A 12286-nucleotide genomic window follows, 5' to 3' on the forward strand; every position below is an offset into this window, starting at 1 on the left:
CCATCGCCGCCGAGGTGCTGAACCGCATGTTGGACCTGGGTCGCCCAGATTACGTCCGCATCGCCTGATCATTAGGGCTCTCGGGAGAGATGCATCCACCGCTTCGATCGATGCAACAAGGTCGCAAACCGGCCCTGATTTGCAGCCACAAGCCGCCCAGGACAATTGCGCTCGTGGACTGGTGGCGCCCGGATGCCACCTGCGACGCAATGCGATTGCGAAGTTCGGACGTAAGCATGGCTGTCAAGAGGCTACGGGAGGGCATCCGTGCCGCATCTAGCAGAATGCTGGACGGGATGGAATTGTCACCCCTGCCACCGTCAGTTCCGCGTCAGCCTTATATGTTCAGCCACTCGGTGGCAGGCATTTCGTGTCTGGCCATACCACTCCTCCGGAACGAGACCGAGGTTTTCTTCGGCCATTACAGGAATACCAACCGGGGGAGCCGGTTCGGAGAACGGGGCGGCCATACGACCTAATATGGCACAATCGGCAGCTACACGCCCCGAGCGAACGTATGCTTGCCGAGGCTGACGTCTCGAGAGCAGATGTAGCTCTACGGCGGTCAGTCCACCGCTCCTCAGAGTTCCTGACGAATCCTCGGGTTGCCCTCGGGTCTCGCGTCCAGGTCAATCTGCCGTGCGGCGCGCAGGCCAGATTCGATCGCACCTTCCACCCAGCCGGACTTCAACGTGGTAAAGTCCCCAGCGAAGTGGATCCGGCCCTCAGGTATCTTCCACTCCCGGACCATCCAGCCACCACCAAGCGGTGGCCCGCCGAAGGAACCACGGATCCAGGGCTGCTCGCTCCAGGCAAAGGAGTCGGTCGAGATCACCTCATCGAATAGGTCCGGCATGTCGCGCCGGAACTCCTCCAGGATCGTCGCTGGGCGCTCCGCCTTCGGCCGAGCGAGTACGGCGTCTGCATTCGTGCCGTTGAGATAGAAGAACACGCTTCCGAAACCGCCCGGCTCGTTGCCGGTGATGTCGATCACCCGCTCCCATGGACGGTCCCCCCCTGCCATAGGCCAGCCCCGGACGTTTCTCGTCAACCAGCTCGGGCTACGGGTCTTCGCAATGATCTTGACGGTCTTGTCCCACTCCATTTCCGCGATCATGCGGCGCTTGCCCGGCGACCAAGCTGGCCGAACCTCGACGTCACTCATAACGCTAAATGGGATCGTCGAGATCACGGCGTCGCCCACGAACTCGCGTCCGTCCCTCGTTGCCACCCGAATGTTTGCGCCCGACTGGTCTATAAGAACGACCTCGGCCCCGAGAGCAAACCGTTCCCGTCCGATCGCAGTCGCGATCGCCGAAGGCAGGCGTTCGTTCCCGCCCCGGATCCGGAAGAGGTTCTGATCGCCGAAGTGGTAGGCAAGGTCCGGGATCGTGCCGAGAGCGGCAGAACCGCTCGTGAAGGTTCCGCCATGGGCGTCGAGGAGCTTGCAGAACACCTCCGACGCGCCCACACCCCGGATCAGGTCACCGAGGGTCACGTCGCCGAGGCGATCGAGGCTACCCTCGTCAGGCCAACGGGAGTCCAGGACTGTGTCGGTGTCGAGGCCCGCGCGGTAGAGATACTGGTTCAGCATCGTCGGAACCGTGACGTTCCGCTCCTCGCGCGAAAGCGCCCATGGCCAGCCGGCTGGGTTGGAGCCCTCTCCTGTTTTCCCCTCGACGATGTATCGCGGCAGACCATCATTGAGGCTCAGGAGCGGGAGACCGAACCGTCGCACATAGGCGAGCACATAAGGCATGTTCGAGCGAAAATGCCCGCCGCCTGCTTCCGTGAACATGCCGTCCCCAAGCGGCACGGACAGGAGGCGGCCTCCGATTCGGTCCTGACGCTCGATGACGTGCACCTCATGGCCTTGCCGCAGGAGAGACAGCGCAGCTGTGAGGCCTGCCATGCCGGCACCGAGGACAAGAACGCGCTTCCGATTCGATGCCTGACCCAGCGCCGGCGCGGCGAGCCCTGCCCCCGCTACACCGCCAATAGCACGTAGTACCGAGCGGCGCCCGAGACCTGGAGCAGGCTGTGTCGGACGGTTCGCGAAGGCCATAAAATTGTTCTCTCGCCGGTCTCGTTCAGCGCCTCGGCTAAGCAACTGAGGCGCACCAAGATTTTAGATGCGCTCCCGGTTCGGCGGCAAGGAGGGCAGGGTCAGGCTTACGAGCCTCCCCGGTCCGATCGTGCACCGCGCCCGGTCGGGTCCATCCTCGGCCGGCCTCGATAGGAGCGCCCTAGTGATCCCAGCACCACCGACCTCACCGGCCTCACCGGCGGGAAGACGCCGATCCGCGCTAACCAAAAGGCCCGAGGCCCTCCGATTGTGCCAAGCAGGCCGGTCGATCGCTCAGGGATAGCCTGCCGCCTCAGGAGCTACGCCACACGAGATCGCGCATAAAAACCGCCGCGATTCGCCCGAAGCGCGATTATTCTCTGGAACGATACAACCGTCGGTAGTATATTCGCTTCAGAAACGTAAACTGGGGCGAACTTGATGATGCGGGTGATCGGCTGCCTGAGCGACAGCCATGATCTGGTCCTCGTTGCGGGAGCAGCCCTCCTCTGCGCCGGAGCTTCGATGGCGGTGCTCGGCCTGCTTGACAGGGCGCGGGGGGCAGCAAGCCCTTGGGCCCGACGCGGTTGGCTGGCCTTCGCCTCCGCTACCTTTGGTGGGGGTGTCTGGGCGACACATTTTGTGGCGATGCTCGGCTATGATCCGGGCCTGCCTGTGAGTTACGAGATCTCGACCACCATCGCGTCGGCGGCTCTGCTTGTGGCCGTTGGGGTATGCGTCTTCGGCACATGCTTCAACCAGCCGAGCCGAACGAAGGCGCTCATCGGCGGAGCGCTCCTCGGAGGAGGCGTGGGCGCCATGCACTACCTTGGAATGGCGGCACTACGCCTCCCCGGGCGACTCACCTTCGAGGCAGACCTGGTCATCAGCTCGGTGCTCCTCGGGGCAGCGTTCTGCTCCGTAGCAATGGCTCTGTCCGTCACGGCGGGAGCTAGAGCTCGCCTGGCTGCGGTGGCGCTCCTGGCCGGAGGTATCGTCTCGCTGCACTTCACCGGGATGGGGGCTGTGCAGATCTGGCCGGATGGCAACGTGACCCTGCCTGCCAATAGCCTGGACAGGCGCCTCTTGGGAGGGCTGGTCGGAAGCGTCGCCATGACGCTGCTGGTTGCGGCGGTGGGTGCCGTCGCCTTTGAGGCACGCCATCGCGCCGCCCGCAGCAGCGCCGAGGCCGCGCGGATGCGTGCCCTGGCCGGGGCTACCTTTGAGGGAATTGCCGTTCTCTCGGACGACGAGACAATCTGCGATGCAAACCACCGCCTGGCTGAAATGCTCGGCCAGCCCCTTGAGCGGGTGGTGAACGCGCCCCTCTCGGATTTCCTCTCCCCGGTGGTCGGAAGCGGCCACAGCGGTACCGCATGGCTCCTGGGCGCCGCGGCGGATGGAGCCATTCCTGCAAGCCTCAGAGGGACGACCGGCTCTGTTCCAGTTGAGGTCCGCACTGGCGAGATGTTGGGCGCCGATGGAGCACACCGCGTGCTCGCGATACGCGATCTGAGGGAGCGAAAGGCTGCGGAGGCGCGCATCGCGCACATGGCGCACCATGATGGCCTGACTGGCCTGACCAACCGGGTTCTCCTCAAGGAACGGCTGAGCCAGGAACTCGCGAGGGCACGCCGGGAGGGCGGACAGGTAGCTGTGTTCTGCCTGGACCTCGACCGCTTCAAGATGATCAACGACACGCTGGGGCATCCTAAGGGCGACGCCCTGCTTCAGGGTATCGCGGCATGCCTACTTCGCAACGTGAGAGAGACGGACACGGTGGCCAGGCTCGGCGGGGACGAGTTCGTTATCGTCCAGGCCAGTGTCACTCAACCCAACGATGCAATCGCCCTTGCTAAACGGATCGTTGAGGAGGTGTGCTTGCCGCACGACCTCGACGGCCACCAGGTCGTGGTCGGTACCAGCATCGGCATCGCAATATCACCGGGCGATGGTGAGGATCCCGACACCCTCCTCAGGAACGCCGATCTGGCTCTCTACCGTGCCAAGAGCCAGGAGCGAGGGAGCTGGTGCTTCTTTGAGCCGGAAATGGATGCACGCATGCAGGCCCGCCGTACACTCGAGCTGGACCTCCGGCGGGCGGTGGCTCTGGGAGAGTTCGAACTGTTTTACCAGCCGACTTTGGACCTGCAGACTCGCGTCCTACAGGGCTTCGAGGCACTGATCCGGTGGAATCATCCCGAACGTGGGCTGATTCCGCCCGGCGAGTTCATTCCCCTTGCTGAGGAGATCGGGCTGATCATCCCCATCGGTGAGTGGGCACTGAGGCGGGCCTGCTCGGAAGCGGTAGCGTGGCCGAGCAAGCTGAAGGTCGCTGTGAACCTCTCGCCGGTACAGTTTGCCGGACGCGGCCCAGCAAGGGCAGTTTCAGAGGCGCTGGAAAGTTCAGGGCTAGATCCGGCACGGCTGGAACTCGAAATCACCGAGACCGTGATGCTGCGTGACACCGAAGCGACGCTCACGATGCTGCAGGAGCTCAAGGCGCTGGGCGTAGGGATTGCCATGGATGACTTCGGCACCGGCTATTCCTCGCTGAGCTATCTGCGGCGCTTTCCCTTTGACCGCGTCAAGATCGATCGCTCCTTTATCAAGGACATCGGTCTCTCTCACGAGAGCACCTCCATTGTTCGTGCGGTTGCGCAGCTCTGCGAGAGCCTGGGAATGGCTGTCACCGCCGAGGGAGTGGAAAGCGAACAGCAGATGATGCAGCTCGAAGGCGGAATTCGAACCAGCAGCGTCATGGAGGTGCAGGGCTACCTGTTCAGCCGCCCTCAGCCAGGGAGGGAAGTGCCGCAGCTCTGCCGGACCTTTGGAACTCCCGAACTAGAGCTGCAACAGTGATGGGTAAAGCCCGCCGAAGCGTTCTCCTTCCTCTATCGCACCCCAGCCCCAGCCTCCGCCATGAACTCGACGCCAGATGTTTTGAGGGATGGCGCTGCATCGTAAGCGTCAGCCCATCCTTCCAATTACCCACATCGTCGATGGGCCGCTTGCGTTGAGTGACCCGCTCGTGATTCGTTTCCATGCACCGCGTTGGCTTTGGACGAGGTGCTGGTATGTCGGACGGCGCTGGTGCTCCGGCGGCCGCTGGTTTGTCATGGGTTGATGGCGAGCTGCCGTCCAATGGTTTAGGTGACGAGCGTCTGGTGGGGCGATTGCGGCTGCTGCTACGGCAGCTGAGCAATGCCATCGGGCGACCACTTCCGCTCGCCTGTCAGGACTGGGCGGGCACCAAGGCCGCCTACCGCTTCTTCTCGAATGAGCGCTTCGGCGAGGATGCTGTCCTGTCGGGTCACCTTGCTGCCACCGCTGCCCGCTGTGCCGCAACGGACGGCCCGATCCTGGTCGTCCAGGATACCACTGCGTTCGCCTACAAGTGGGCCAAGCCAGGTACGTTCGGCGCGATCGGCCGGGCCCCCACCGGCCGTGACCGCCAGGGCAGGCTGCGCCTGCATACGCAATGCGGGGTCCTCATGCATGCCAGTCTTGTCGTGACGCCGGAGGGGCTGCCGCTGGGCCTGGCGGCGGCCAAGTTCTGGACCCGCTCCCAGTTCAAGGGGGCGAACGCACTCAAGCGGCACGTCAACCCGACGCGCGTGCCCATCGAGGAGAAGGAGAGCATTCGCTGGCTGGCCGGACTGGAGGCGGCGACCAGCCTGCTCGGCACGCCCGGCCGGCTGGTCCATGTCGGCGACCGCGAGAGTGACATATATGAGTTCTTCTGCGCGGCCCACGACCTCGGCACCCACTTCCTCGTCCGCACCTGCGTCGATCGCCTGGCGCTCGACGGCAAGACGACCGTCGGCGCGGTGATGGCTGGGGCGGTGTCCCGCGGCACACACCGCGTCGAGGTGACAGCGGAAGACGGCACGGTCAGCACCGCCGAGTTGGAGTTGCGGTTCGCCCGCGTGCGGGTGCTGCCGCCGACCGGCAAGCAAAAGCGCTATCCTGCGCTCGACCTTTCCATCCTCCACGCTCGCGAACCGGTCGAGCCGGTGGGCCGAGCCCGCATCGACTGGAAGCTCGCCACCGATTTCGCCATCAACTCCACCGAGGAGGCAGTGGAGAAACTGTGCTGGTATGCGTGCCGCTGGAAGATCGAGCTGTTCCACAAGATCCTGAAATCGGGCTGCCGCGCCGAAGCCGCGCGCCTGCGCACCGCCGAGCGGCTGACCAAGCTCATCGCGGTCCTTTGTATCATCGCCTGGCGCGTGTTCTGGACGACGATAATCGGCCGTGCCGCCCCAGCAGCCCCTACCGAGGTGGCACTAACCGCGGCCGAGGTCGGCGTACTCGACCGCGCCCTCCCTGGCAAGGCCACCTGCGGAGCATCTACTACCCCGGCGCCGCGGACACTCTCGACCTACCTGGTCAAGGTCGCGCGCCTCGGCGGCTATCTCGCCCGTACCCGTGACCCACCGCCCGGCATCACTGTCATGTGGCGAGGCTGGTCCAGGCTCGCTGACATCATGACCGGCGTAGAACTCGCCGAACGACGATGTGGGTAATTGGAAGAATGGGCTGACGCTTACGCTGCATCCGATCAGCCCGCCTGCTAACCTGTTGTGGTGTGTGCGGCGTAGCTGACAGTCCCATCCTCCGCGATGAGCAGCCCGGCTCGCGCAAAGGCACTCTGAAGCGCCTGCACGGTGCCGACGTGCGGCTTGTGACGGCCCACTTCGAAGTTCTTGATCGTCTGCGCCGACCGGCCGCTGCGCTGCGCCAAGGCCCATTCGTCCCAGCCCAAGAGCCTACGCGCGGCGCGACACTGTTCAGGAGTCATGCGCCCGCCTGCCGCCGCCGAACCCCAGGTCTGCCGTCATTATCGGCAATGAACTCGATGCCAGCAGTTTCCAGCGCGGCCCGCATGGCATTGATGGTCCGCGGCAAGGTTCTACGGGCCTGCCGTTCGAAATCCCTGACCGTATGATAGCTGGCGCCTGCCATGATCCCAAGGCGCTCCGCATGCCAGCCCAGCAACTCCCGTGCGGCTTTGCATTGCTCCGAGGTCACGCGGCGCCCTTCTTCAGCCGGACGCCCGCGCCGCCGCCATTCTCGGGGATGAACTCCACGCCAGCTGCTTCCAGAGCGGCGCGGATGGCGCCCATAGTCGCCGGGAGTGGGCTGCGTCGTCCGGCTTCGAAATCTCGGACAGTGCTGTTTCCCACGCCGGCGGCGGCTGCGAGGCGATCCTGTGACCAGGCAAGCAGACCGCGAGCCGCCCGCACCTGAGCTGTTGTGAGAGCCTGATCGTCCAACTTCGCCTCGTCAACGGTATACGTTGACAGTGCCCGCAAAACGCGTAAAGGCGCAACGCCAATGAAAACTGTTGATCGAGCCGCCGGACAGGTGATCCTCCCCCACTGTAGCCCTGGATGGCGGCTTTGAGGGCGTCGGTGCTGGCGAAGGCGCCGCGCTGGAGGCAGCGCCGGGTCAGCAGAGAGAACCAGCCCTCGACGAGGTTGAGCCAGGACGCCGAGGTTGGCGTGAAGTGCAGGTGCCAGCGCGGACGCTTGAGCAGACAATCGTGGACCAGTTGCGTCTTGTGAGTGACCGCCGGGACAGGCCCAGGGCCTCGCACACCGGATCTGCGAAGACGGCCGGGAGGTAGTAGGTGGACCCCCAGGCCAGGGTCTGCGTGATGCCGAGGGCGGTGGTCACCATCCCCCGGCGCCACGCCAGCTCCACAGCCCTCATGCGCGCTCGTACCAGCCTTTCGTCCGCATCACGATGTGGACCACCGAGAGCATGACGGGCACCTCGACCAGCACGCCGACCACCGTCGCCAGCGCGGCGCCGCTCTCGAACCCGAACAGGGCGATGGCCGCCGCGACCGCCAGCTCGAAGAAGTTGGAGGCGCCGATCAGGGCGGAGGGACCGGCGACGCTGTGCGCCGAGCCGCACTGCCGGTTCAGCAGGTAGGCCAGCCCGGCATTGAAGTAGACCTGGATTAGGATGGGCACCGCGAGCAGCAGGATCACCAGCGGCTGCGCGAGGATCTGCTCGCCCTGGAAGCCGAATAGCAGCACCAGCGTGGTCAGAAGGGCCACCAGCGACACCGGGTTCAGCGTCTTCAACGTGCGCTGAACCGCCGCCTCGCTGCCGGAGGCCAGCAGCGACCGCCGCCACACCTGCGCTGCGACCAGGGGCAGGACAATGTAGAGGACGACGGACAGCAGCAGGGTGTCCCAGGGCACCGTGATGGCGGAGAGGCCGAGCAGCAGGCCGACCACCGGCGCGAAGGCCACCAGCATGATCGCGTCGTTCAGCGCGACCTGAGACAGGGTGAAGTTGGCGTCGCCGTCGGTCAGCCGGGACCACACAAAGACCATAGCGGTGCAGGGTGCCGCGGCGAGCAGGATCAGGCCTGCGATGTAGCTGTCCACCTGCGCGGCGGGCAGCCAGGGCCGGAACAGCCAGCCGATGAACAGCCAACCCAGCAGGGCCATGGAGAAGGGCTTCACCAGCCAGTTGATGCCAACCGTGACGGCGATGCCGCGCCAGTGCTGGGTGACCTGCCCCATGGCGGCGAAGTCCACCCGGAGCAGCATCGGGACGATCATCGCCCAGATGAGGACCGCGACCGGAATGTTGACCTGGGCCACCTCCATGCGGCCGAGGGCCCGGAACGGCCCGGGCAGCACGGCACCGAGCGCGATGCCCGCGACGATGCAGAGGGCTACCCAGAGGGTGAGGTAGCGCTCGAAGGTGCCCATGGCCGCCCGGCGGCGTCCGATGGCGGCCTCGCCGTCCACGGCCGCGCTCATGCCGCCGAACCCCTGGCGACGCGCTGACCGGCGGCATCGACCACCGCCTCGCCATCCTCCTTCGCGAAGGGGCCGCGCTGGGCTTTCGGCAGGATGTCGAGCACCGCCTCGGAAGGCCTGCACAGCTTCACGCCGAGGGGCGTCACCACGATGGGCCGGTTGATGAGGATGGGGTGCGCCATCATCGCGTCGAGCAGCTGGTCGTCGCTCAGGGACGGATCGCCGAGGCCCAGCTCCGCGTAGGGCGTCCCCTTCTCGCGCAGGACGTCGCGGACCGGCACACCCATGCGCCGGATCAGCTCGGCCAGCACCTCCCGGGTCGGCGGCGTCTTCAGGTACTCGACCACTTCCGGCTCCTCGCCGGAGTTCCGGATCAGGGCCAGGACGTTGCGGGAGGTCCCGCAGGCCGGGTTGTGGAAGATCGTGACGGTCATGCCGCAGGCTCCGGGGAGGGGCAGGCACAGGCCGAGAGGGCGGCGACCGCGGGGTTGCAGACCTCCGGGTGTCCCTGGCAGCAGTCCCGCATCAGGAAGGCAATGAGGCCGGACAGGACGTCGTAGACGGCCGAGTACCGGATGGAGCGGCCGTCCCGGCGCGACTGCACCAGTCCGGCGGCCTCGAGGTGGGTGAGGTGGAAGGACAGGCGCGAGGAGGTAGCGCCCATGGCCTCGCCGATGGCGCCCGCCGCCATGCCGTCCGGCCCGGCGGTCACCAGCAGGCGCACGATCCGGAGGCGGGTTTCCTGGGCGAGGGCGCCTAGGGCATCGAGTGCTTGCGTTTCGTCCATAACCTCTTAATGTCTCAAGACACGTTGAGATGAAAGGGGGAAAATGAACGCGCCTGCTCTGCCCCTGACGGTCGGTTGCCAGGGCGATGCCTCGCTGGGCGCCCTGCTCGATGCCCTCCGGCCCCACGGCACGCGACGGCTGGTCATCCGCTACGACGGGCAGCTGATCCGGCCCGGCTACCACGTTACCGAGGTGAAGGCCGGTTCCTTCGTCACCCTGGACTGCGGCGGGAACCCGGATGCCTGGCAGGAGACGATCCTGCAGGTGGAGGACCTGCCCGCCTCAGTCGAGAAGCCGGAGCACATGGAGGTCGGCAAGTTCCTCGCCATCCTGGATAAGGTGGCGTCGCGGGTGAGCCTGGAGCTGGGCAGCCGCCTGACCTTCGAGGTCGGACCGCCCGGCCGCCCCATGCAGGTCTTCGATGTCGAGGCCGTCCGGATCGAAGCGGCCAGCGCCGTAATCGAGCTCGGTCCGCGGCCCGCCATCTGCAAGCCGCGGCACCGGGCGGAGCAGGAAGCGGCCAAGGCCAATGCCTGCTGCGTGCCGTCGAGCGGATGTTGCTGAAACCAGCGCCACATGCCGGTAACGTCGGCTGCGACTTGCGCTTTAAGAAACCATCAGCGACCCGCTGATCGCCGAGATGGGCGCGAGGCTGCCATGAGCGAACCTAGCCAACACGGAGTGTGGCCTCCGATTGGAGGATGCTGAGCTGCCCTCTCCTAGGCGCCGTACCGTGGTCAGGCGGCCATCGTAGGCGGCGGGACTTGCGGCAGCGCGACGCCAACGAGCACGTCGCGCGTGACGATGGATGTGAGACGGTCCTCTGACCAACCCTCTGTTCCGGAGGGACGGAGCGGCAACACCAGCCAGCGGTAATCGGCGGTGCTGTCCACCACCCGGATCTCCATCCCTTCTGGCAGGTCGGTACCCAATTCGGCCAGCACGCCGCGCGGGTCGCGCACGGCTCGGGCACGGTAAGCGAAGCTCTTGTACCAGTGCGGCGGGTAACCGAGCACCGCGCGCGGGTAGCAGCTGCAGAGGGTGCAGACGACCAGGTGGTGCCGCTGCGGTGTGTCCTCGAGCACGCCGAGGGGCGGCGCACCGGCCATGGAGACGCCCATGGCCTCGGCGGCGGCAGAACCGTCTGCGAGCAGAAGGCGGCGCCACTGAGGGTCGATCCAGGCCCGGGCCACCATGCGGGCGCCGACCTCGGGGCTCGCGCGATCGGTTTGTGCTTGGCGGGCTGTCAGCTCCTCCTCGGTCAGGATGCCCTTCGCCTTCAAGGCGCCAATCAGCGCCTCCAGCCTGGCAGGAGAGTCGGGGCGGGCGGGCGCGCTCATTCAGACGGCCTCCTTCGTGGCCTCGGCAGGTTCAAGCCAGTGCTCGAAGATCTCAACGAGGACCTCGTCGCCGGGGTAGCCCTCGTTCCAGATCGGCTTCTGCTCGAACAAGACATGGTAGAGCTCGCGCTTCGGCGCTGGGCGGCCGAAGGCCAGATCTTCAGGGTTCGCGAAGCAGCCGAGGAGGCGCTGCACCGTGCCGGTGCGCCCTCGTAGGTAGTGCGGGGTGCGGATATGGCAGGGTCCGCGGCGCTCCGGCCAGTCGTCCCGTACGTGAACCCGGGTGCCGGGCGGGAAACGCGGCCCCGTGGCGACGGATCTACCGGGTGGATCGGAGGCGGCGGCGCTGGTGCCCTCGGCAGGGGTCATCGCAGTTCCTCCTCGCTGACGACGCCTTTCTCCAGCATCAGCGCGGTTATGGAGCGCAGCCAGCGCTCGTAGTAGGTGAGCGTCAGGTACTCGCCCTCCGGAATGGCTTCGATGCCACGTCGGAGCTCGTCCACCGTCATCAGCTTCTTCTGGGCAAGAAGCTGGCGCAGGGCATCCACGCGCTTGCCAAAGTCATCTGGCGGTGCCTCGTCACGCTCCACGGCCGTGCAGCGGAAGCGCGAGGCGCCACCCATGTCGTGCGTGGCGGGGATAGGGGCCTCGGACGGGGACCCGGCGTTGATGTCGGTGTCGCTCATGGTGAGAGGCTAGGACCGGAGGGCCGGGTGCGTCCACTTGCCCGCTTCTGAGGGCCCACATCCGTAATGCGACGGCCGTGGCTGCAGGCAGGTCGGTGATGGCTAGGAGCAGGCTGGCTGCTCTAGGGTGCGGAGTGCGGCTAAGCGGACGCTAGGAACTGGAGGTGCTTTGGTTCCTACTCACCTTGCTCGGGCCTTCAACCCCGGTCCGCAAAGGTCCGAACTATGGGGAAAGTGGCCATAGGCTCGCGAGCGACTGGTCCGACAGCTTGTTGGCCATCGCGGACTACGACGGACATCTTGCCGGGGCACAGAAGCAGAAGGCATTGCCGGTGCGAGGGGCCTGAGCGGCGGCCCCTGCGGTGGGCCAAAAGGGGCTGTTTCCCGCTATCTCTCACCGCCGCTCCCGGAGCGAGGGATCTTAGCTGCGCTGCTACCCAATTCTGCTTCCTCGGGTGGGCGGATGGAGCGGAAGCTGTGTAACAGGGCAAGGTCGTAGGCGATCTTGAGCGCCCCCGCACAGATGAGTGGCCACCCGAATGGGCTGACGGCCAACATCCAGCCAGCGAGCGCGGGGGAGAGCGAGGCTGCGAGGCTTCGCGGCACGGCGGTGACACTC

Annotated in this window: 13 protein-coding genes and 1 pseudogene; 3 read left to right on the plus strand and 11 right to left on the minus strand. The window is 66.0% G+C overall.

Annotated features, from left to right (window positions below):
- Nucleotides 1-580: 580 nt before the first annotated feature.
- Entirely contained in the window at nt 581-2065 is a 1485-nt protein-coding gene (locus J8J14_RS23690) for a flavin monoamine oxidase family protein (RefSeq protein WP_280843022.1), read from the minus strand.
- Nucleotides 2066-2506: 441 nt separating this feature from the next.
- On the opposite strand from J8J14_RS23690, the gene J8J14_RS23695 reads away from it, so the two are divergent.
- A complete protein-coding gene (locus J8J14_RS23695) occupies nt 2507-4927 on the plus strand; it encodes a bifunctional diguanylate cyclase/phosphodiesterase (protein ID WP_209382011.1) in 2421 nt (806 codons plus the stop codon).
- Nucleotides 4928-5142: 215 nt separating this feature from the next.
- Nucleotides 5143-6594 (plus strand): IS4 family transposase, encoded by a 1452-nt coding sequence (locus tag J8J14_RS23700; protein WP_209382012.1) that lies wholly within the window; start codon nt 5143-5145, stop codon nt 6592-6594.
- Between the two features lie 47 nt (nt 6595-6641).
- Here the strand turns inward: J8J14_RS23700 and J8J14_RS23705 are convergent, their stop codons facing one another.
- The 7 genes and pseudogenes from J8J14_RS23705 to J8J14_RS23735 all read right to left on the minus strand — a co-directional run bounded on the left by J8J14_RS23705 (nt 6642) and on the right by J8J14_RS23735 (nt 9640).
- Entirely contained in the window at nt 6642-6833 is a 192-nt protein-coding gene (locus J8J14_RS23705; RefSeq protein WP_209382013.1) for a helix-turn-helix domain-containing protein, read from the minus strand.
- A gap of 32 nt (nt 6834-6865) precedes the next feature.
- On the minus strand, nt 6866-7099 hold the full coding sequence (locus tag J8J14_RS23710) for a transcriptional regulator (protein WP_342452526.1): 234 nt from the start codon (nt 7097-7099) through the stop codon (nt 6866-6868).
- On the minus strand, nt 7096-7314 hold the full coding sequence (locus tag J8J14_RS23715; protein WP_342452527.1) for a helix-turn-helix domain-containing protein: 219 nt from the start codon (nt 7312-7314) through the stop codon (nt 7096-7098). Before J8J14_RS23715 ends, J8J14_RS23710 begins: the two co-directional genes overlap by 4 nt.
- 149 nt (nt 7315-7463) lie before the next feature.
- A pseudogene (locus J8J14_RS23720) lies at nt 7464-7637 on the minus strand (transposase); the annotation flags it as partial.
- A 142-nt stretch (nt 7638-7779) separates the two neighbouring features.
- Nucleotides 7780-8853, minus strand: a complete 1074-nt coding sequence (arsB, locus tag J8J14_RS23725) for an ACR3 family arsenite efflux transporter (RefSeq protein ID WP_245216129.1) — start codon at nt 8851-8853, stop codon at nt 7780-7782.
- Nucleotides 8850-9287, minus strand: coding sequence for an arsenate reductase (glutaredoxin) (gene arsC, locus J8J14_RS23730; protein WP_209382015.1), 438 nt, complete (start codon nt 9285-9287; stop codon nt 8850-8852). The genes arsB and arsC overlap by 4 nt, the downstream gene beginning before the upstream one ends.
- Entirely contained in the window at nt 9284-9640 is a 357-nt protein-coding gene (locus J8J14_RS23735) for an ArsR/SmtB family transcription factor (protein ID WP_209382016.1), read from the minus strand. The genes arsC and J8J14_RS23735 overlap by 4 nt, the downstream gene beginning before the upstream one ends.
- A gap of 43 nt (nt 9641-9683) precedes the next feature.
- On the opposite strand from J8J14_RS23735, the gene J8J14_RS23740 reads away from it, so the two are divergent.
- The gene (locus J8J14_RS23740) at nt 9684-10205 is read left to right on the plus strand and encodes a DUF6428 family protein (RefSeq protein WP_209382017.1); all 522 of its coding nucleotides are present in this window, start codon (nt 9684-9686) and stop codon (nt 10203-10205) included.
- Nucleotides 10206-10378: 173 nt separating this feature from the next.
- On the opposite strand, the gene J8J14_RS23745 is transcribed toward J8J14_RS23740, so the two are convergent.
- Genes J8J14_RS23745 through J8J14_RS25690 form a run of 3 tightly spaced genes read right to left on the minus strand, consistent with a single transcriptional unit; the run spans nt 10379 to nt 11667 of the window.
- Nucleotides 10379-10981 (minus strand): nitrile hydratase subunit alpha, encoded by a 603-nt coding sequence (locus tag J8J14_RS23745; RefSeq protein ID WP_209382018.1) that lies wholly within the window; start codon nt 10979-10981, stop codon nt 10379-10381.
- A complete protein-coding gene (locus tag J8J14_RS25685) occupies nt 10982-11350 on the minus strand; it encodes an SH3-like domain-containing protein (RefSeq protein ID WP_209382019.1) in 369 nt (122 codons plus the stop codon).
- Nucleotides 11347-11667 (minus strand): SH3-like domain-containing protein, encoded by a 321-nt coding sequence (locus tag J8J14_RS25690; RefSeq protein ID WP_209382020.1) that lies wholly within the window; start codon nt 11665-11667, stop codon nt 11347-11349. Before J8J14_RS25690 ends, J8J14_RS25685 begins: the two co-directional genes overlap by 4 nt.
- Nucleotides 11668-12286 lie beyond the last annotated feature (619 nt).

The sequence above is a fragment of the Pararoseomonas baculiformis genome, assembly GCF_017813395.1.
GTDB classification, from domain to species: domain Bacteria; phylum Pseudomonadota; class Alphaproteobacteria; order Acetobacterales; family Acetobacteraceae; genus Roseomonas; species Roseomonas baculiformis.